Origin of the sequence: Sandarakinorhabdus sp. DWP1-3-1, from assembly GCF_049896705.1 — a bacterium.
Lineage (GTDB): Bacteria > Pseudomonadota > Alphaproteobacteria > Sphingomonadales > Sphingomonadaceae > Sandarakinorhabdus.
Window position 1 is genome coordinate 1,151,690 of the sequence record NZ_JAFCUV010000001.1, and the last position, 20,429, is coordinate 1,172,118.

The following is a 20,429-nucleotide window of genomic DNA, read 5'->3' on the forward strand; positions in this document are numbered from 1 at the left end:
GGTTCAGGCTGCGCTGGCTTCGGTCAGCAGGCGGTCGAAATACGCGATGGTACGGCCAAGGCCTTCGGCCAGTTGCACCTTGGGACGCCAGTCCAGCACTGCACTAGCTTGCGTAATATCCGGCTGACGCTGGCGCGGATCGTCGGTCGGCAATGGCCGGCGCACCAGCGGCGACTTGGAACCCGTCAACGCCAGCACCTGTTCAGCGAGCTCGATCATGGTGAATTCTCCCGGGTTGCCGATGTTCATAGGCCCGGTAACGTCGTGCGGGGTGTTCATCAGGCGGATGAAGCCGTCGATCATGTCGTCGACATAGCAGAAACTGCGCGTCTGGCTGCCATCGCCAAAGATCGTTATCGGCTCGCCTTTCAGGGCCTGCACAATGAAGTTGCTGACGACGCGCCCATCATTAGGGTCCATTCGGGGGCCGTAAGTATTGAAGATGCGCACCACCTTGATGCTAAGGTCGTGCTGGCGTCGATAATCAAAGAACAGCGTCTCCGCACAGCGCTTGCCTTCATCGTAACACGCTCGCGGCCCAATGGGATTAACCCTGCCCCAGTAAGCCTCTGTCTGGGGGTGAACCTCCGGGTCGCCATAGACCTCACTCGTCGAAGCCTGGAAAATGCGCGCATTCACGCGCTTGGCGAGACCCAGCATGTTGATCGCACCGTGCACGCTTGTCTTGGTCGTCTGGACCGGATTGACCTGATAGTGCACCGGCGATGCCGGACAGGCGAGATTATAGATCTCATCAACTTCGACGTACAATGGCATGGTCACGTCGTGGCGCAGCAGTTCAAAACGCTTGTGCCCCAGCAGATGCTCGATGTTGCGTTTGCGGCCGGTAAAGAAATTGTCGACGCACAGAACATCGTCGCCGGCTTCGACCAGACGATCGCAGAGGTGCGACCCGAGAAATCCCGCTCCGCCCGTCACCAGAATGCGTTTGGCCGAAACCTGGCCTTGCTGCGCCATGAGAAAATATCCGATGAAACCACATTGAAATGCGGGTTGGGTCTTGCCCTCAGACGGCTGCGGCGTCAACACAACCGCACGGCGTCGCGCGGCCCTGCCCGGCCGCCATGCCCATGTGACGGCATGCACGCAGGGAAGATGGATGAATATCGTCGAAGTCATTGAAGTCGAGCCGGTCGCCCGGCCCTCCCTGGCCTTGCGATTACGTAGGAACTGGCTGTTTCCGGTCGCAGGCTTCGCTGTGGGCCTTGTGGTGGCACTGCTTTATCTCAACTTCGCAACCTATGAATATGCTGCTAGCTACCGGGTCACGCCCGTGCGATCGGACGGCCCCGGCCTGTCTAGCAGCCTGTCGAGCCTGGCAGCTGTGGCCGGGGTTTCGGTCGGTCGCGGCGACGCGGCCAAGCCATTCACACTCTACTTGAACTTGTTGAAGAGCCGTGATGTTGCAGCCGTGCTGGCGCGTGACCGGTCCTTGATGCGCGGTATTTTCAAACGCTCATGGGATGCGCGAAACCGCGTCTGGCGTCAGCCGCCGAGTAAGACTCGTTGGCTGAAGAATGCCGTAAGAAGATTTGCCGGCGCGCCGATCCCGATGTGGACGCCGCCCGATGCTGCGCAACTGCAGATGTTCTTGCAGGACAATGTCAGCGTTTCCGATGACCAGCGCAATGCGATCGCGACGATCAGCATTGCCAACGAAGACCCGAAACTCGCCGTCGCCCTGTTGTCCGCACTGGACAAACAGGCGGACAAGCTGGTCCGCGACCGTGCGCTAGCGCGGGCACAGGCAGCAATCGACTATCTGAAGCGAACACTGCCGACGGTCGTGCTCGCAGAGCATCGTTCGGAACTGGCAGAGTCGCTGGGCGAACAGGAGCGAGTCAAGATGATGACGATGGCGTCATCGGCATTTTCGGCGGAGCCGCTCGGCGCGGTGATTGCCAGTCCCGATCCGGTCACGCCCAACCCGTTCCTGACGCTGGCAGTACTGGCCGCGCTGGGGGCAATGGCCGGCACGTTACTGGCGTTCAACCGGCGCTCGCGGCTGGTTTGAGATCATTTCCGCAACCTTTAGTCGTGGGGCCCATCAGTGAATTTCTACGTCGATACGCTTCGCAGCTTGATCGCCGCCGGCAAGCTGGATGCCAAGGCCCGGACGCTGGTCGTCGCCGGCGGCTCTGCGGACCGCGATGCCCTGCTGGCCGCCGGATTTACGGATGTCACGATTTCCAACCTCGACACGCGGATGATCGCAGACCAGTTCGCCCCTTACGCCTGGTCATTTCAGGACGCCGAGGCCCTGACCTATGCCGACAATGAGTTTCAACAGGTGATCGAGCATGCCGGACTTCATCATTGTGCGTCTCCGCACCGGGCGTTGACCGAGATGTACCGCGTCGCCAGCCACGCCGTGCTCGCATTCGAGGCACGTGACAGCGCTTTGCTGCGCTTCGGCAAGCTGTTCGGGTTGACGAGTGATCATGAAGTGGAGGCCGTCGTAGCACATGGCTATGCGTTCGGAGGCTGGAGGAACACCAGTCTGCCGAACTACGTCTATCGCTGGAGCGAGCGAGAAGTGACGAAGGTGGTCGCGTCCTACGATCCTACTGGTCCGATCCCGATCGATTTTTTTTACGGCTTGCGCCTTCCGACCGAAAGGTTGTCGTTCGGATCGCGCGGCAAGCGCGTTGCGCTCACGTTGCTGGCGCTGCCAATCCGAGCCGTCTTTGTTCTGGCGCCGCGCCAAGGCAACGAATTTGCCTTTTTTATCGCAAAGCCCAAGGGCCGGTTCCCATGGATTGGCGAGGACCGGCGTCTGGATCGCGAGTGGCTTGATCAGCGCTACCAAGTGCCGGAGTCACTGCAGCATTAAAAACGACCGCGACTTCGAGCCTGGCGACCGCCCTCAGTTCCGCGCCAGGATCGCCACCGTCGCCACCGACGTCAGCAACGTGCCGAAAATGCCGGTGATGTCCCTGATCAGATCAAGCTTGTACAGGGGGTCGATATCCTTGGGCACGATGATCGTGGAGCCAGGCGGTACGATGGTGTTCGACGCGCGGCCCCAGCCGCGGCCGGTGATCGGCTCCGATGTGCCGTTGGGCAGTACAAGGAAGATGCGGCCCTTGTCGGCGCTCTTCGACGTGCCGCCGGATTCGCGCAGATAGGCCTGGACCGATTTGTTGGCGACGAACTGCAGCGCCGTCGGATTCGAAACGTCGCCCAGCGCCAGCACGAAGTTGGGCCGCTTGGGCATGACGATGGCGTCGCCGCTTTCGAGCACGGTGTCGAGGTCGGGTCGCACCGCGAGGACGCGAGGATCGGCCTCGATGACAACGCGGCCAGGGGCCTCGACCGTTGCCAGCTGGGCGATAAGCTGCTGGCCGCCGACGAGCGCATCAGCCGACGCTTCCTTGCGCGCCGACACCGACAGGAGCGCCGTCGTCAGCTCACGGCTGGTGCGGCGCAGCCCCTCCTGCTGCAGTTCCTTGACCGAGCGGCGGGTGAAGATGGCGCCGTAGGGATAGGCCAGCGGCGACAGACCGCCGGCGCGGGCCGTCAGCTGGGCTAGCGTTTCGCCCTTGCGTATCGAATAAAGACCCGGCCGGTTGAACTCGCCCGACAGCAGCACGGCGCCGGGCTCGAACTGCGGCTGGGCGGCGTTGAACCGCATGTCGTCGCCGGCGCGCAGGGTCACCGCCGTCATCGCGGTCGGATAGCCTTCGGTCGCGAAGCGTTCCTGGCGCAGGTCCTGGCCTTCGGCGCGGGTGACGTCGAGCGTCAGGGCCGATGTCGACGTCAGCAGGCCCTCGGCAACGCTCGCCAATTCGCCGGCGCTGGCTCGGCCGGCAATCGGATAGGCCCCGGGACGCCGCACCGCGCCCCCCACCGAGACGGCATTTTCAATGAGCACCGGCAGCAGGTCGGGCTCTTCTTCGAACACCGCCTGGCAGCGGCTGTCGGCAGACGTGGCAGCCCGCGCCGACAAGGCGGTCGCCGTCGGATCCTCGACGGGCTCGCGAACTTCGCTGTCCGATCGCGACAAGGGGTTGCGGCGATAGCCGATTTGGTCGTCGCCGACTGCAAGCGCCGCGTCGCCACCGCGGCTGATTTCCGCCAAAGACCCGCCGGTCGCTGCGACCTCGCTCCGGCCGGCGCGCTCGACGATCAAGGCTGCGCGCGTGACGACCGTGAACCGCGTTGTCTGGCTGTCGCGCACCAGGGTCTGCAGCCGTTCCAGCGAGTTGCATTCGGGCAGCGTGTTGCGCTGGCCAAGGACGATGCGGCGCACCGGCGTGCGGTTGATGAAGTCGATATCCTGCCGCGAGAAGACATACAGGCGATCGTCGCTGCGCAGCGCCACGCCGGGGCGAGAATTCAGCGCCGTCAGCAGGTTGATCGGCTCGAACACGCGCGCCGCCGTCACCGGGTCACGCCGGATCAGCACGGCAAACGGCAGATAGGTGTCGGACTTCAGCTCGGTGACGCCGCCGAGCAGGTCGCGTACTGTCGGCGCCGCAACGAGCGCACGCGCGCCGGGATTGGCGACGAAGCCGCGCAGCACGACACGGCCCGTACTGCCACCGGCGCTGCCACCGGTCAATTGGATGGCATCGCCTGGCACCAGTGCCGTCGCCAGGGTCGCGGCACGGATATACTGTTCGCTACCATCGGCAGTGATGCGGCTGATCGCGATCTGGTTGCCGCGCGGGCGCAGCGCACCGCCGGCAAAGGCAAGCAGCGTTCCGAGCGACGAACCCCTGCGAATCTCGTAGATGCCGGGCCGCGACACGCTGCCGCCGATGGCCACTGTGTCGCCGATAACCGGCACGATCACGCGGTCGCCGTCGCGCAGGCGCACCGACGGCGGCGCGCCGATGCCGAGCAGGCCATACAGGTCGACGCTAATGCTGCCGCCGCCACGGACGATGCGAACGTTGCGCAGCGAACCCGATCGCCGCACGCCGCCGGCCGCGGCCAGCGCCGCCGAGACATCGCTGAGCGACGTCAGGTTATACTGGCCGGGGCGATCGACTTCGCCGCCAACGAATACGGTCGCCGAGCGGACCGAGCCAAGCGAGATGAAGACTTCGGTGCCCAGCAACGTGCGACGGGTGGCGGCCTGCAGATCCCGCGTTACCGCGGCGATCGAACGGCCGGCGGCGGAGATCGGCGGCAGCGCCCCGACGATGAGCCGGCCGTCGCGATTGACGCGCACTGTCTTCGAATCGTTGGTTGCCCCCTGGAACTGCACGATGACATCGTCGCCGACGCCGATCACATAATCGTCGCTGACCGCACCGGTCAGGCCGCCGCCGCCCTGGGTCGCCGATTGGAACAGGTCGTAACCAAACTGGCGCAGCGTCGGATCGGCGAGCCGCTCGCGATACTCACGTTCGATCGCCGACGGGCGGTACAACCTCGACAGGCTGTCGCGTGCTTCGGCGCGGCGCAGCTCCTGTTCCTCGCGTGTGTCGAGACGGCCGACCCGCTCCGTCGGCAAGGTCGGGGCGGCGCGGTCGTCGCCCTGCGAGCGGGCACGGTCGAGTGCATCGCCGGCGCTCGGCGGCGTCCCCAGCTGTCCCTGGAACTGTTGCAACAGCTTCGGATCGATGGCCTGTGCGTAGCCTGGCGCCGCAAGTGCGCCGAGCGACGCGGCAACTGCCAGCGCGCCGGTGGCTCGCCCGAATGCATTGCGCATTATTATTCCGAACCCTGTAAGCAATGCGATGGCGTGTAAAGGTGCACCGCGACAGCGTCAACGACCACGCAAATTCGCTGCCATGCGGAAAAACGCGATGCCGCTAAAGGCGCGCGACGGCGACGGCGTTGATCGCATCGGCGCGGTCGAGCAAGCGATGGCCGGCAAGCGTATCCTCGACGATACCGCGGTCGGCATGGACAAAACGATCGCCGAGCGTTCCCTGACCACGGGTCCCTACCGAAGGCACGATCCAGAGCGCAGTCGCCAGGAAAGCCGTAACTGCAATCTTGAACATCAGGAACACCCAAATCAGACCTGCTGCCTATCACCCCCCGGCATAGCAGCTATGTTGTTGCAATCTCGTGAACGAACACCAACCTTCACTAATCGAAGTTTGGTCACTTCGCAAGTGCGGCATAACCATAACGGTTCCGCCGATCGAATAACGGCGGAAGTTGACAGTTGTTAAGTGCGGAACCCGGACTGGCCTTTTTCAGCAACACTTCGTCGCGTTCGGTCGTGACGTGGTCTACCGACGCCCGTTGACGAGGTCCGAATAGTCGGCGGCGAGTTGCCGGGTGAGGGCACCGACCTCGAAACGCCACGGACCAATCTCGGCCAGCGGCGTGACTTCGGCGGCGCTGCCGGTCAGAAAGGCCTGCTCGAAGTTTTCAAGTTCCTCGGGCCAGATCACCCGCTCGACGATCTCGATCCCGCGCTGCTTTGCCAGCCCGATCACTGTCCGCCTGGTGATGCCGTCGAGGAAACAATCGGGTGTCGGCGTGTGCAGCTTGCCGTCTTTCAGGAAAAAGATATTGGCGCCGGTCGCCTCCGCCACTTGCCCGCGCCAGTCGAGCATCAGCGCGTCGTTATAACCGGCATCTTCGGCAGCGTGCTTCGACATGGTGCAGATCATGTACAGACCCGCGGCCTTGGACTTCGTCGGCGCTGTGTAGGGCGCCGGGCGGCGCCACGGCGCGATGTTCAGCCGCAAGCCCTTGGCCAGCGCCTCGGGCCCGAAATAGGCGCCCCATTCCCAGCAGGCGATGGCAAGATGCGGCTTTGTCCGCTGCGCCGACACGCCCATCTGCTCGGAACCGCGCCAGGCGATCGGGCGCACATAACAGTCGACAAGCGCGTTAGCGGCGATCGTCTCGTTGACCGCCGCGTCGATCTGCTCGCGCGTCCAGGGCAGCTTGAAGCCCAGGATCTGCGCCGATTCGATCAGGCGCTGATTGTGCTGCTCAAGGGCGAACACCTTGCCGCCGTAGCAGCGCATCCCCTCGAATACCGCGCTGGCATAGTGCATGGCATGGGTGAGCACATGGACATTGGCGTCGCGCCACGGCCGCAGCGCGCCATCGAACCAGATGAAGCCATCGCGATCGTCAAAGGTGGCGTCGACCATGTCCGTGCCTTCTCGTGCAACATTGTTCCGTCCCGGGAAGCTGCCGCGGCACGTTCTTGCCTTTCGCTAGGCATCCATGCAAGATATGTCAACATGACTGTCCCATCTCGCGCGTCCGCACCGATCGCCGCCGCCTCCCCGCTGTTCCTGCGCGAGGACGAGATCCGGCGCGGCATCGAGCTTTTGTACTTCGGCTATTCGGCGATGATTCGCGGCGCCGATGCGATCCTGGCGCGCGAAGGCTTCGGCCGCGCCCATCACCGGGCGCTGTACTTCATCGCCCGCCGGCCCGGCCTTGCCGTGGGCGACTTGCTGCGCCTGCTCGCCATCACCAAGCAGTCGCTCGGCCGCGTCCTCAACGAGCTTCAGCAGCATGGCCTCGTCGAACAGAGCGTTGGCGCCACCGACCGTCGCCAGCGCCTGCTGCGGCTGACCGAAGCCGGTGCAGCATTGGAAGCCGCGCTGTTTGCCGAGCTCGAAGCCGGCATGGCGGCGGCCTATGGTGAGGCCGGGCAGACTGCCGTCACCGGCTTCTGGGCGGTGCTGATCGGCCTGATCCCGCCCGAGGATCGCGCGTTGGTCGGCCGGCTCGGCCAAGGCTGATTTAACACGTCGCCAGGTAGCGACGCAGCCGGGCCCGTTCGTCATAACTGCCGGTTTCGGAGACGCCCACACTCCAACCCGCTGCCGTCCGCGCGACGCAGTCGCTGCCCACTTCGACCGCGGCGAGAAACCTGTGCCCGAGCGCAGCGTCAGGCCGCCGAACCGGACATGGTTGGCCCGCAGCTTCTCCTTCAGGACACAAATCCAGTGGCCGTTGCCAAGGCGCCCTGGCGCGTAGCCCAGGTCACGCTCCAGAGTCGGGTTCTTGGCGCCAATTCGGCCGAGCCGCGTCACGTCGCCGGACAAATGCGATTGAACGCCCAAAATCAGCACGGCAGGTCTCTTTTTACGGCGCCGTAATTATCGCACAGCCGCGGGCGCCGACAGCGAGATCACAATTACCGCGGCGGCGGCGGTGCCCAGCCGTGGTCGACCAACACCGGATCGACCGGTGGCCGCGGCGCCAGTTCCCAGACCTGCCGACCCGTAACGACGACGGCATAGGGCCGGCCCGCGGCATCGGTTTCGGGGCGATAGCGCAGACGCTTTTCGATGAGCTTGCAGGTCGTCGCATCAAGATCGGCATTGCCGCTGCTCCGCGTCACCTCGCAATCATGGGCCCGCCCGTCGACATCGACGACGAAGCGCAGATGCACCGTGCCACTGGCGCCCGCCTGCAGTGCAGCGCGCGGATAGTCGCGATTGCCGATGCGCCCCGACAACAACCGCAGCGGCGTCCCCCCGCCGCCGCCATCGCCATCACCGGCATCACCACTGCCCTTACCCTTCCCCTCGCCACCCGCACCGGTTCCGGGTCCGATGATCGGCGCAGCCCCGGCATCGGGATCGGCTCCAAAGCCGGCGACGACAGCGGCCAGGCTCGGTGGCGGAATCGGCGGCAACACGATCGGCTCCGGTGCGACGACGGGACTGGCCTTGGCGGTGCGGTTGACCGGTGCCGATGCACCCGACTTCCGCGGCGCCCGCGGCTTCGGCGCAGCGACTTCCACCGGCCGCGGCACTTCGCGCACCTCGAAAACGCTGAGCGCGGCCTCGGCCCGGCGGGTGACCTCGACAGACAGCCCGCTGAGCAGCAGCCAGCCGATCAGCACATGAAGCACCAGCACGGCGATCGCGATCTGCGGCCGCCGGCGGTCGGCAGCGCCGCCGTTCGCGTCAGGGGCCAGCCCGGCTGTCATCGTCACGACGCGCTTTGCCATCCCCGCGATGAACCGGCGATGGCTCGCGCCGGTTCCGATCAGCCGCCGAGCTGGCGCGACCTTTCCGCCGCTGCCGCCACGGCCCGCTGCAGCAACGGGTCGAGCCCCGGGCGCAGAACATCGAGCGCCGCGGCCGTCGTGCCGCCCGGCGACGTCACCCGGGTGCGAAGCTCCCCCGGGGGCACGGCAGGGTCGGCAGCAGCCAGAGCCGCGGCGCCGATGACCGTGGCGCGCGCCAGCCGATCGGCCAGGTCGGGCGCCAGCCCGGCCGCGACCGCAGCCGCAGCCAGCCCTTCGATGAAGGCGAACACATAGGCCGGCCCCGACCCCGATACCGCCGTAACCGCGTCGAAATCGACTTCGTCACGCAGCCAGAATGTCATGCCGGCCGGGCCAAACAGCGCCTCCGCAGCCCCTTCGGCAAGATCGCCGGCGGTGGAGAACAGCGCCGTGGCACCATGGCCGACGCCGGCGGGCGTGTTCGGCATGGCGCGGATGATCGGGGAAGCCGGAAACCGGCGTGCCATCGCGGCCGTCGTCACGCCGGCCATGATCGACACGATCAGCGTCGTCGGGCCGGCGCGATCAGCCAGAGCCTCGGTCGCCGCCCACCACAGCTGCGGTTTGACGGCGAGAACGATGATGTCGGGTCGGCCGGCGGGCGGGGTCGCGACCGCTTCGACGCCGTCGGGCAACCCGCGCGGCGCCGGATCGATGACCACCACAGGCCCGAGCTCGGCGCCGAGCCAACGGCGCAGCAGTGCCCCGCCCATGTTGCCGCAACCGAGCAGCCAGATAGGAGCGGTCACGCTTCGCCGACAGTTTCCAGCAGCGCCGCCGCCATTGCATCGGCCGGCGTGCGGTCGGCGAACATCACCAGCTGAAACACCGGGTAGAAGCGCTCGAACTCATCGACCGCGGCCTCGACCAGCACCTCGGCCTGACCGATGGTCAGGTCGGGCACGTTCTCGGCATCGTCGTTGTCCAGAAGCGTCGCATGCCGGAACAGCACGGTGCCGTCGGCCGACCACAGCTCGAAATGGCCCATCCACAGTTGCTCGTTGATCAGGCCGAGCGTCTCGTAAATCGCCAGGCGACGATCGTCGGCACAGGTCAAATCCGCGCGCGCAATGATCTGCAGCACGCGCTCGTCCTCCCGCCAAAGGGCGCGCAGCTGGTATGTTGCCCAGCCGCCCTTGATCGACGTGCTGATTTCCTCGTCACCGGAGCGCTCGAAGGCCCAGCCATTGGCGTCGAAGACATGTTCAAGCATGTCGATCGGCGCCGCTGGTGACGGCGTATAGTCGATATCGGTCAGGCTCATCTGGTAGCCCCTCGCTTCACCAGCCCCCACCCGTGGACCTGGCGCACAGGCTGGGCAGTCGCTGTCGATTCGGCAAGCATGCGACTCGCCGGCGAATTGCAAATAATATCCAATGTCACGCTTTGGCGGGTCCTTTTGCGTTCAATGCGGCTATTTCGGCACGCAAGGCCGCGACCTCGCCCTTCAGCATCTCGACCGTTTCGCGCGCGGCCGCGGCATTCGCCTTCACGGCCTCGAACTCGTCACGGTCGATACTGTCGGCGCCGCCGACGAAATCGCGGGCGCGCCGGCGCGCGGCGTCCTGGGCTTCGCGGCCGACCCCGGCCAGCGTGCCGATCGCCGAGGATGCGACCTTGGACAGATCCTCGAACAGCTTGTTTTCGGTCTGCATCGTCAAACCCTCAGTTGAAAGGCGTCGGCCGCCGGATTGATCACCATGATGCGGGCGTTGAGCGCGCCAGCAAAGCACAGCCACACCAGATAGGGTACCATCAGCCACGCCGCCACCCTGCTGACCCGCGCAAAGGCGAAAGTCGTCGCGATTGCGACAATCAGCATCACCACGATGATGCCGAGCGCCGGCGTGATCAGGTGGAAACGGAAAAATGTCGGCGACCAAGTCAGGTTGATCGCCACACCGATCGCGAACAGCGCCAGCGCAAGGGTCCGTCCCGGGGCCCGCTTGTGCCCCCACACGATCGCCGCGGCGATGGCGATGACGGTATAGAGGATCGACCAGGCGATGCCGAACACCGGGCCGGGCGGCTGCAGCGCCGGCAGGGTCAGCGTCTGGTACCAGCCATTGTCCTCTGTCGATCCCGAATAGCGTGCCGACAGACCGCCCAATACCATCAGCAGCGGCACCATTACGATGCCGGCTCGCCACTGTGAACCGCGCTGGGGAGTTGCTGTCATATCCGGCATCTAGACGATATCGCTGGGCGGCAACAGCCTCAGCCACGGACGCCGGCCAGCAGGAATTCGACATTGCCCTCGGGACCTGTGATCGGGCTCTGGATCAGGCCGGTGACGCTCCAGCCAGGCTGGGCCGCCAGCCAGGCAGTCGCCGCCTCGCAGACCCGGGTGTGCACCGCCGCGTCACGCACAACGCCGCCCTTGCCCACTTCGCCGCGACCGGCCTCGAACTGCGGCTTTACGAGCGCCAGCAGCCGGGCCCGCGAGGCCGCAAAGTCCAGCGGCCGTTCCAGCACCTTGGCAATCGCGATGAAACTGGCATCGCAGACGATGATGTCGATCGGCTCCGGAACGTGCCCGACAGTCAGCAGCCGCGCGCTCAGCTGTTCCAGCACGACGACACGCGGGTCCTGCCGCAGCTTCCAGGCCAGCTGGTTGGTGCCGCTGTCGACCGCATAGACCCGCGTCGCACCGCCCGACAGCAGCACATCGGTAAAGCCGCCCGTCGACGACCCGACGTCGATCGCGATGGCGCCGGATACATCCCAGCCGAAATGCGCCAACCCGTGCGCGAGCTTCACGCCGCCGCGCGATACCCAGGGATGATCGCGACCCTTGACGACCAGATCGGCATCCTCGGCCACGAGCTCGCCGGCCTTGGCCACCTGCCGCGTCCCGACATAGACCAGCCCGGCCAGGATCAGCGCCTGTGCCCGCGTTCGGCTTTCGGCAAGGCCGCGCGTAGCAAGCAACTGGTCGACGCGGGTCTTCATGCAGGCACGGGTTTCAGGGTCGATCCAACGGCTTGCGGAAATGCACGATCGGGTCGCGCAGGTTGATCCCGACGTCGGGACTGACGACATCCCAGCCGATCGAATGCAGGATGTCGACGGTCTCGGCAATGCCCATGTGGTGGAACTTGCCGGGGCCGAGGCGGGCATCCTGCTTGTCGCGCAAGCGGCCCTGGCCCTTCAGCCTGGCCTTGATGATGCGCGCATTGAACAGCAGCGCGGCCTTGATCCCGCCGAGGCTGAAGCGCAAGGTCCGCAAGCGGTCGATCTGCGACATGGCGCGGTTGTACTTGTCGAAATCGGCGAACATGATCATTGCATTGGCGCCCGGCTTCGCCTTGGCGAACAGATTGCGGTAATAGGCGCGCTGCCCTTCGGCCGTGATGTGGCAAAAGACGCCGAACGAGAAAATGAAGTCGAAGTGCCCATCCGGCAGGACGCTGCAGCTGAAGTCCGCAACACGGTGATAATGGATGCGCGGGCGTGCCGCCTCTCCGACATGCTGCCAGAAGCCGTTATGCTCGGCATCGAGGGCATCCATGCACCAGATCTCGCGGGCATCGAGCAGGCTGCGGGTGAATGTCCCGCGCCCCGGCCCGATCTCCAGCGCGACGGTATCGGGTTTGATGAACGGCCGAATACAGACCAGATGCGCGGCGTGAAGAACCGAAATATAGCCTAGGTCGCCATAGCCGCTCGTGGCGACGGGGTTGAGCGGATCGCCTTCACAATAGCCGCCGGCCCAAAGGTCGGAGAAGGTCGCAAGCTCTGCGCCAGTACCATGGTCGGCGGCAAGCGGCGTTGCAGGCACGATGGCGTTCACCAATATCTCCGGTCCTGAATGTTGTCAGGACAACAGGGGCATGACCACCTGCAATGCATCGGACATTCTTGGCACCGATGCAACGTCATCGGAGTCCAGTGTCATCTCGTATCATGGCGATGGTACAAGATCGCAAGTGCGTTCCGCTGTGTTGACCGGCGCCTGTCGCACAAGTGTCTCGCCTTGGCGATGGCGTTGTCGCTTGACTGCTGCAGGCAACAAAAAAGCCCGCCCGGCGTGAACCGGGCGGGCCAATTCTGGTCGAAGGTGGGACCTAGAAGCGCAGGCTGAACGCTGCCCTCAGGCCATGGTCCTCCAGACCGCTGCCGACCTGGCCGCTATAGCCGATGTCGAGGTTTGCGGATTCGCCGAGGCGTGCGGTCACCCCGAAGCCCAGCGCAGCCACATTATCGGCGATCGGCGGTCCGGCGACATCGAACGCCGGGCCGGCAGCGAACTGCAGCCGCACCGGCGTCACCCGGTCGCCACCGCCGGCATGACGCCAGCCGGCGCTTGCGGTCAGGCCGACATCACCGGCCTTGCCCACCGGCAGGCCGACTTTCAACCGGGCGCCCAGCGTCGTGAACCAGTAATGGTCGCCGGTATCGCCGGGGGCCCGCAGTGCCGCGGCACCGCCGGTTTCGACAAAGCTGTCGGTTTTCTGGTCGACATAGGCAGCTGCCGCGAACGGCTCGATACCCACATTGCCCAGGTCGATCTGGTAGCCGACGTCGCCGAACAGCTGGAACTGCCGCGCCTTGTAGTCGCCGCCCAGCGTGTCGCTGAAGCCGGCGAATGCCACCGACCGCCGCGTCTTGATGGTCCGCCACATGTTCGCAATGCCGAACCGGCCGCTGAAGCCACCGACCTGGAAATTGCCATAGGCTCCCAGGTGAACGTCGTCAGTTTCGGCCCGGGAGCTGCGCGCCGGCACCGTGACCTTGGCACTGCTGTAGCCGGCAAGCACGCCGACCCGCCAGGTGTCCGACCCCAGGGCATCGAGACCGAGGAAGAAGCCGCCGATGTTGCGATCATATTTCGCAGCATTGCCGTCGCCGTCCTGGCTGCCCCAGGATCCATAGCCATGGATCCACAGGCCCGCACCGGCATCCTGGGTGTCGAGCAGATGGGCGTTCACCGCCTCGCGGACAAAGCGACTGTCCTCGAAGGTGGCGCCGCGCATGGTCGCGTGGATTTCGCCCGAGACCTGGTCGAATGCCACCTGCGCCGACGCGGTGTCGGGCAGATAGGCGATGGCGGTGAACAAGCCGCCGTTGCCGGCTGCATCGACACCCGTCGCGGCGGCCAGCTGGTTCGGCGTGCCCGCGGCAGAGGCAAAGCGGCTGGTCTGCGCGACGTTCAGGTAGACGTTCTTCGGGTCATAGGTGGCGATGACGTCGATGAACCGCGAGACCCGCGTGTTGCCGGTCAGGGTGTAACGCCCACTGACCGCCGTTGCCGATGTAAGCACCGTGTAGCGCGTGTTGAGCACATAGCGCGGTGCATCCGTCTTGGTGACGTTGAGGATGGCACCCGACGCCAGCGTGACATCTCCACCGGCCAGGATCCTGTCGGACTGGCCGGTCGACGTGACCTGTACGGCGTAGGTCGATCCGGCGCGCTGGTTGACCGTACCGGTCACATTGAGCGTTCCGATCGGTTCGCCCGGTGCGATCGTGCTGCCCGCGAGCGCATCGATCGCGCCCACGGTACCGGTGCCGCCCAGCAGAGCAGCACCGTTGATCGTGACCGGTGACGCTGCCAGCGAGCCGTTGACGATCAGGCTGCCGGTTTCCACCACCGTCGGGCCCGACAGGCCGTTTTCACCGACGATGGTCAGGGTGCCGGCGCCGCGCTTCGTGAAGCTGCCGGTGCCGTCGAGCACATTGCCCAGCGTTGCTGCGGCCGCCTGGTCGATGACCAGCGCGGCATTGTTGATGATGGTGCCGTCGCCGAAGCTGCCGACCGCGCCGATCAACCTGCCTTCGTTGACGTAGGTGTCGCCGGTGTGGGTGTTGACCCCGCTGAGAACCAGCGTGCCCGCACCGACCTTGGTGATCCCGGACTCGCCGAACAGCGAAGCCTGGATGGTGGCCACCATCGCCGCAGCATCATCGCTGCCATCACCGACATTGATCGGAGCGCTGGCGCCGGCGAGCAGGATCGGGGCACCGGCGATGACATAGCCGCCGACGGTGAAGATCATGCCCGAAACGGACACCTGGCCATCGGTGTTGTCGACCGTCACCACGCCCGGTTGCCCGGCGAACTGCACGACGCCCGGCTGCGGCGTCTGCTTCGAATTGGTGGCCCCGCCATCGGTGGTGAAATTGGTCGCGGTGGTCGTCCAGGTGCCATCGCCGCCATCGCCGATGCCGTTGCCGGCGTTGCCGACACCATCACCATCCCAGATAAGATAGGTCGTGCCCGGGGGCGGCGGGGGGGGCGGCGGTGGTTCGTCCGGCGGCGGCGAGGCGCCGGGGGAGAAGGCGGCGCCGCCATAGGTGAAATAGCTGTCGAAGGATTCAAAGCCCGACAACAGCAGCTGGAACGGCGTATCGGCAAAGATGCTGAACGGGCCGATCGTGTCCGACACATTGATATCGCCGAAGCTGAAGCCCGTGCTGCCGATCGGATTGAACAGCGAGGTGTTGGCAAAGGCCCCGTTGACGACCAGCGAACCCAGCGACGCGGTGTCGATGATGATGCTGACGAAGTCGGTGGTGAAGTCCGCATCGCCCGACGGCGTCGCAAAGACATAGGATTTCAGCCACTGGTCAGCGCCCGGCACGATCGTCATCGCCGGGTCGGTGTCGACACCGGCCTGGCCTTGGCCGATCAGATATTGCGCCACCAGAACCTTTTTGCTGGCATCGATCTGATTGCCGCCGACGACCCGGCCTTCATAGAACTCGCCGGACTGCAGCGTCGCGACGACAGCGCCGTTGACCCGCACCTCGGTATCGTTGGCGGTCGCGACGACGCGGACCACATTGCCCTGCGTGCCGGTACGCGGCGTCTGGGCGACCAGGTAGCGGCTCGACAGCAGGTCGGTGCTCGGGATCTGTTCGACGATATGGTCGCAGGCCGACACGCCGTTCGGGATGTTCGTGCAATTATTGCCCGAAAACACCGCGATCGGCTTGTCACTGGTGACGCGGCTGCCGGTCAGGTTGGTGTTGGCCTGATACATATAGGTCTGGCCGGCATTCAGCACGACATCGAAGGCAGCCGCCCCCTTGGGCGTGAAGGTCACCGTCGTGTTGTCGGCCGTGGCCTGCACCGACATCTGGTCGGCGCGGATATTCTGATAACCGGCGACGAAATAGTCGGTGCCCAGCCGCTCCCCGTCGATCAGATAGGTCATGTCGGTGGTGGCCGACTGCCGGCTGAGGAAATAGCCGCTGACATTGCTGCTGGCGGTGATCTGGAAACCCTTTGATTCCACCTGCCCGGCCAGCAACTCCGAGCCGTTCGGCAAGGTTACCACGGCGAACCCCTGGAGGCCCAGGTCGAAGGCCTGGCTGAAACCACTGCTGCCCAGCACGTTGCCGGTGGTATTGGCCGCACCGAAAATGAAGGCCTGGCGCTGCCCGGCCCCGGAAAAGTTCGGGTTCATCTGGAAATATAGGACGTTCGCAGCTGCACTTGACGCAATTGTGGCTGCTACCGCGGCCGTTGCCACGGAATTCAGTAGGCGCTTCATGTTTGACCCCTGTACAAACAATGATCGGGACGTTGCCCGGATGTGCGACCACTTGTGGTCACGATAAACGTTCCGGTTAACAAAGTATACTGGAATGTGACGCTAGCGCGACAATCGGGGTCCGAACGGGCGCGTTTCGAGCCGTTGTTACGCTTCACAAGTCCGCCGCATCGGCTAAAGCCGCGTGATGACCGCAACACTCCGCGATTTTCGCTATGGCGACATGGGCGCCATCGTGATGGCGCAAGCCGCATTCTATGACCGGGCCTATGGCTGGCGCGGTGCCATGGAGTCCCTGCTGCTTGAAGTCTGCGCCGATTTCCTGCGCCGCCATGTGCCGGGCCGCACCAATTGCTGGGTGGCCGAGGCCGGCAACGATCTCGTCGGATCGATATTCTGCTGCGATGCCGGGGACAATGTCGCCCAGCTGCGGCTGCTGCATGTCGACGAGCGGGTCCGCGGGCAGGGCCTGGGCCGACGCCTGGTCGGCGGTTGCGTCGATTTTGCCCGGGCTGCAGGCTATCGCGAGCTGATGCTGTGGACGCATGCGGTGCTGCTGCCGGCACGGCAGCTCTATGCCGAAGCGGGCTTCGTGGTGACGGCGACCGCGACCCATGACACGTTCGGGAAGCCGGAACCCGGCGAGACCTGGACCCTGCAGCTGTGATCCGCCGGTGACCCGTTTCGATTTCACCATCGCCGCGACCGACGGCGCCGCCCGCACCGGTGCCATCGCCATGGAACGCGGCGTCATCCGTACCCCGGCATTCATGCCCGTCGGCACGGCGGCGACGGTCAAGGGCCTGCGCCCGACCGAGGTTCGCGCCGCCGGTGCCGACATCATCCTCGGCAATACCTATCACCTGATGCTGCGCCCGGGTGCCGAACGCATCGCCCGGCTGGGGGGACTGCATCATTTCATGGGCTGGGAACGGCCGATCCTGACCGACAGCGGCGGTTACCAGGTGATGAGCCTGTCCGCCCTGACCAAGCGCAGCGAGGATGGCGTCGCCTTTGCCAGTCATCTCGATGGCTCCCGGCACCTGCTCAGCCCGGAACGATCGATCGAAATCCAGCGACTGCTGGGTGCCGACATCGTCATGGCGTTCGATGAACTGATCGCCCTGCCAGCCCCGCGCGAGGCGATGCAGGCCGCGATGGAGCGGTCGATGCGCTGGGCGGCGCGCAGCCGGGCCGCCTTCGACAGCCATGCCGGGCACAGCGGCCGGGCGGCGCTGTTCGGAATCCAGCAGGGCGGGCTCGACGAACGGCTGCGCGCGGAGAGCGCGGCGGCACTGCGCACCATCGGTTTCGACGGCTATGCCATCGGCGGCCTGGCGGTCGGCGAGGGTCAGGAGGCGATGTTCGGCGTCCTCGACTATGCCACGGGCCAGTTTCCCGTTGATTCGCCACGTTATCTGATGGGCGTCGGCAAGCCCGACGACATCGTCGGGGCGGTTCTGCGCGGCGTCGACATGTTCGATTGCGTGCTGCCGACGCGATCCGGGCGCAATGGACAGGCCTTTTCGCTTGATGGACCGATCAACATCCGCAACGCCCGGCACAACGAGGACCAGGCCGTTCTCGATGCCGAATGCGGCTGCCCGTCGTGCGCCGGCGGCGTTTCGCGTGCCTATCTGCACCACCTCGTCAAGGCTGGTGAGATGCTCGGCGCCATGCTGATGACCGAGCACAACATCTGGTTCTACCAGCAGCTGATGGCCGGGCTTCGCGATGCCATCGCCGGCCGGCGCGTGCATGATTTCGCGGCGCATTTCCTGGCCCGCTATCGCAAGGCGGCGAGCTGATCGACGAGCGTCGTGTTGGCGAGGCTAGTCACCTTTACCGCGCCGGCGGTGTAGTTGTCGGGCTTCACCGCGAACGCATAGGTCCGGCTTTTGCCGAACATCATGCCGCCGGCGCCGAAGACCGCGGCGACCCCGCCGGCGATGTTGGCCGCGGTCTGCAGCCCGGCATCCTTGGTGGCGTCGTCCATCGTCGCGAAATCGCCTTCGACGATCACGGCCTGCTTCAGCACCAGTTGGGCGAGCTTGCCCGATGGCGTCATCAGCGACAGTTTCGAAAATTCGGGCGACACCGACATGCCCGACGACACCTTGAGGCCGGCCATGCTGAAAGCGCCGGGGCGCTTCACATTGGAAAAATCGATGAGATAGGTGAGGCCGACGACCGCCTGGCCGGTCGCCTTGGCATATTCGGCCATCGCATATTGCGTCATGCCCGCCGCCATCTGCATGCCCATCGACGACAGGCCGGTGCCCTGGATGTCGCCGGGCAGCATCACCAGGCCGGGCAGCGCCGACGGCTTGTAATATTCGACCTTGCCGGTCGCCTTCTTGTCGATATGGACGCTGACTTCATAGGGGGAGGCCACCGGCTTCACCTTGGCAAAGCTGGCATGGCCGTACAGCGTCGCCGGGTCACCGACGGTGACGCCGCGCGCCTCCATCTGGCCCCTGAAATCGGCGTAGGCGGCGTCGGTGATGGCCTGCATCATCTCGGGCGTGACGCCGGTGAGTTGGCTCTTGGCCCGGGTGGCGCCGCCGAAGGCTCCGATCAGGCCGCCGGTCGGCGCCGTCCTGTCGACCGATTCAAAGATGAAGCCGACGTTGAAGACGCCGACGACGACGCTGGTGGTGCCCCTCACCGCCGCCGCCGCCGACACCTTGATCGCTTCCCCCGCTGCCAGTGCCGGGCTCCCCGCCAGCACTGCCAGACCGCAGATCAAACCGAACTTCATGCGCCCTGCCCCCGTTTGCCCGGGCCCTTAATGGCGGCAGCAGCGGCGTTCCCACATCCCCATTTGGGGGTATCGGCCGGCCCTGTCATTTCTGCGCGCGATCCAATCGCCGCGGCCGCGCTATAGCCGACGCGACTTCATGGGAGACCCACATGCGCGCCATTCGACTGAAGGCCCCCGCCGGCATCGACAATCTGACCGTCGGCACTGCGGAGCTCGCGCCGATCGGCCCCGGTGACGTGCACGTCCGGCTGCACGCGAGTTCGCTCAACTATCACGACTATATCGTCGTGCTGGGCGGCATCCCGACGCCCGACGGCCGCATCCCGATGTCCGACGGCGCCGGTGAGGTGATCGCGGTCGGCAGCGATGTCACCGGCTTCAAGCCCGGCGACCATGTCGTGTCGACCTTCTTCCCGCTCTGGCAGGCCGGCGAGCCGACGCTAGAAACGCTCGCCCAGGTGCCCGGCGACCGCAACGACGGTTATGCGCGGGAGGAGGTCGTCGCCCCGGCCGCATCCTTCACCCATGCCCCCGCCGGCTACAGCCATGCCGAGGCCGCGACGCTGACTTGCGCCGGCCTGACCGCCTGGCGGGCGCTGTTCGTCGAAGGTTCGCTGCAGCCCGGCGAGACCGTGCTGGTCCAGGGCACCGGCGGCGTGTCGATCTTTGCGCTGCAATTTGCCAAGGCGTGCGGGGCGACGGTGATCGCGACGTCATCGTCCGACGCCAAGCTCGAAAAGCTGAAGAGCCTAGGTGCCGACCACCTCATCAACTACAAGCAGGACGAGAAATGGGGCGCCACCGCCCGCAAGCTGACCGGTGGCCGCGGCGTCGACCATGTCGTCGAGATCGGCGGCGCCGGCACGCTGGCCCAGTCGATCACCGCGACCCGGCTGCGCGGCAATATCGCGCTGATCGGCGTGCTGGCGGGCTTTGCCGGCAATGTGCCGACCGCCGCCGCGATGGCCGGCAATGTCCGCATCAACGGGCTGACGGTCGGCAGCCGCGAGCAGCAGATCGCGATGATCCGCGCCATCGAGGCCAATGGCATCAAGCCGGTGATCGATTCGCGCTTCCCGCTGGAAGGCATCGGTGACGCGTTCCGGCTCCAGGCCTCGGCGACGCATTTCGGGAAGATTTGCCTGGAGTGGTAGCGCGCGAAAAACGCCCGTCATCCCCGCGCAGGCAG

The 20,429-nt window shown here is 65.6% G+C and carries 19 protein-coding genes; 6 read left to right on the forward strand and 13 right to left on the reverse strand.

Annotated features, from left to right (window positions below; all coding sequences use genetic code 11):
* Positions 1 to 3: 3 nt before the first annotated feature.
* Positions 4 to 1,047 carry a UDP-glucuronic acid decarboxylase family protein gene (locus tag ACP7AI_RS05515; protein WP_426164946.1) on the reverse strand — a complete coding sequence of 348 codons (1,044 nt, stop codon included), beginning with the start codon at positions 1,045 to 1,047 and terminating at the stop codon, positions 4 to 6.
* A 73-nt stretch (positions 1,048 to 1,120) separates the two neighbouring features.
* Between ACP7AI_RS05515 and ACP7AI_RS05520 the strand changes: the two genes are divergently transcribed.
* Together ACP7AI_RS05520 and ACP7AI_RS05525 are read left to right on the forward strand one after the other, a co-directional pair.
* Complete coding sequence (locus ACP7AI_RS05520; protein ID WP_426164948.1) at positions 1,121 to 2,035, forward strand: hypothetical protein; 915 nt, start codon at positions 1,121 to 1,123, stop codon at positions 2,033 to 2,035.
* A 36-nt stretch (positions 2,036 to 2,071) separates the two neighbouring features.
* Positions 2,072 to 2,854, forward strand: coding sequence for a methyltransferase domain-containing protein (locus ACP7AI_RS05525; RefSeq protein ID WP_426164950.1), 783 nt, complete (start codon positions 2,072 to 2,074; stop codon positions 2,852 to 2,854).
* Positions 2,855 to 2,887: 33 nt separating this feature from the next.
* Here ACP7AI_RS05525 and ACP7AI_RS05530 read toward each other — a convergent pair whose 3' ends face one another.
* From ACP7AI_RS05530 to ACP7AI_RS05540, 3 genes are all read right to left on the reverse strand, one after another.
* On the reverse strand, positions 2,888 to 5,683 hold the full coding sequence (locus tag ACP7AI_RS05530) for an SLBB domain-containing protein (RefSeq protein WP_426164952.1): 2,796 nt from the start codon (positions 5,681 to 5,683) through the stop codon (positions 2,888 to 2,890).
* A 103-nt stretch (positions 5,684 to 5,786) separates the two neighbouring features.
* Positions 5,787 to 5,990, reverse strand: coding sequence for a hypothetical protein (locus ACP7AI_RS05535; protein WP_426164954.1), 204 nt, complete (start codon positions 5,988 to 5,990; stop codon positions 5,787 to 5,789).
* Positions 5,991 to 6,215: 225 nt separating this feature from the next.
* Complete coding sequence (locus tag ACP7AI_RS05540; RefSeq protein WP_426164956.1) at positions 6,216 to 7,094, reverse strand: branched-chain amino acid aminotransferase; 879 nt, start codon at positions 7,092 to 7,094, stop codon at positions 6,216 to 6,218.
* A gap of 93 nt (positions 7,095 to 7,187) precedes the next feature.
* On the opposite strand from ACP7AI_RS05540, the gene ACP7AI_RS05545 reads away from it, so the two are divergent.
* Positions 7,188 to 7,697 carry a MarR family winged helix-turn-helix transcriptional regulator gene (locus ACP7AI_RS05545; RefSeq protein ID WP_426164958.1) on the forward strand — a complete coding sequence of 170 codons (510 nt, stop codon included), beginning with the start codon at positions 7,188 to 7,190 and terminating at the stop codon, positions 7,695 to 7,697.
* 398 nt (positions 7,698 to 8,095) lie between these two features.
* Here ACP7AI_RS05545 and ACP7AI_RS05550 read toward each other — a convergent pair whose 3' ends face one another.
* The 8 genes from ACP7AI_RS05550 to ACP7AI_RS05585 form a co-directional block, all read right to left on the reverse strand.
* Positions 8,096 to 8,917, reverse strand: a complete 822-nt coding sequence (locus tag ACP7AI_RS05550) for an energy transducer TonB (RefSeq protein WP_426164960.1) — start codon at positions 8,915 to 8,917, stop codon at positions 8,096 to 8,098.
* Positions 8,918 to 8,955: 38 nt separating this feature from the next.
* A complete protein-coding gene (gene proC, locus ACP7AI_RS05555) occupies positions 8,956 to 9,726 on the reverse strand; it encodes a pyrroline-5-carboxylate reductase (RefSeq protein WP_426164962.1) in 771 nt (256 codons plus the stop codon).
* Positions 9,723 to 10,241, reverse strand: a complete 519-nt coding sequence (locus ACP7AI_RS05560) for a YbjN domain-containing protein (RefSeq protein WP_426164964.1) — start codon at positions 10,239 to 10,241, stop codon at positions 9,723 to 9,725. Before ACP7AI_RS05560 ends, proC begins: the two co-directional genes overlap by 4 nt.
* 115 nt (positions 10,242 to 10,356) lie before the next feature.
* A complete protein-coding gene (locus ACP7AI_RS05565; RefSeq protein ID WP_426164966.1) occupies positions 10,357 to 10,632 on the reverse strand; it encodes an accessory factor UbiK family protein in 276 nt (91 codons plus the stop codon).
* Between the two features lie 2 nt (positions 10,633 to 10,634).
* A complete protein-coding gene (locus ACP7AI_RS05570) occupies positions 10,635 to 11,156 on the reverse strand; it encodes a TspO/MBR family protein (RefSeq protein ID WP_426164968.1) in 522 nt (173 codons plus the stop codon).
* A gap of 38 nt (positions 11,157 to 11,194) precedes the next feature.
* A complete protein-coding gene (locus ACP7AI_RS05575; RefSeq protein ID WP_426164971.1) occupies positions 11,195 to 11,929 on the reverse strand; it encodes a TlyA family RNA methyltransferase in 735 nt (244 codons plus the stop codon).
* Between the two features lie 13 nt (positions 11,930 to 11,942).
* The gene (locus ACP7AI_RS05580) at positions 11,943 to 12,770 is read right to left on the reverse strand and encodes a class I SAM-dependent methyltransferase (protein ID WP_426164973.1); all 828 of its coding nucleotides are present in this window, start codon (positions 12,768 to 12,770) and stop codon (positions 11,943 to 11,945) included.
* Positions 12,771 to 13,044: 274 nt separating this feature from the next.
* Positions 13,045 to 16,389 (reverse strand): autotransporter domain-containing protein, encoded by a 3,345-nt coding sequence (locus ACP7AI_RS05585; RefSeq protein WP_426164975.1) that lies wholly within the window; start codon positions 16,387 to 16,389, stop codon positions 13,045 to 13,047.
* 274 nt (positions 16,390 to 16,663) lie between these two features.
* Between ACP7AI_RS05585 and ACP7AI_RS05590 the strand changes: the two genes are divergently transcribed.
* Positions 16,664 to 17,143, forward strand: a complete 480-nt coding sequence (locus ACP7AI_RS05590; protein WP_426164977.1) for a GNAT family N-acetyltransferase — start codon at positions 16,664 to 16,666, stop codon at positions 17,141 to 17,143.
* 7 nt (positions 17,144 to 17,150) lie between these two features.
* The gene (gene tgt / locus ACP7AI_RS05595; protein WP_426164979.1) at positions 17,151 to 18,284 is read left to right on the forward strand and encodes a tRNA guanosine(34) transglycosylase Tgt; all 1,134 of its coding nucleotides are present in this window, start codon (positions 17,151 to 17,153) and stop codon (positions 18,282 to 18,284) included.
* Here the strand turns inward: tgt and ACP7AI_RS05600 are convergent.
* Positions 18,263 to 19,237 carry a hypothetical protein gene (locus tag ACP7AI_RS05600; protein ID WP_426164981.1) on the reverse strand — a complete coding sequence of 325 codons (975 nt, stop codon included), beginning with the start codon at positions 19,235 to 19,237 and terminating at the stop codon, positions 18,263 to 18,265. The two genes, tgt and ACP7AI_RS05600, sit on opposite strands and share 22 nt — an antisense overlap.
* Positions 19,238 to 19,389: 152 nt before the next feature.
* On the opposite strand from ACP7AI_RS05600, the gene ACP7AI_RS05605 reads away from it, so the two are divergent.
* Complete coding sequence (locus tag ACP7AI_RS05605; protein WP_426164983.1) at positions 19,390 to 20,394, forward strand: zinc-dependent alcohol dehydrogenase family protein; 1,005 nt, start codon at positions 19,390 to 19,392, stop codon at positions 20,392 to 20,394.
* The last annotated feature ends 35 nt before the right edge of the window (positions 20,395 to 20,429 follow it).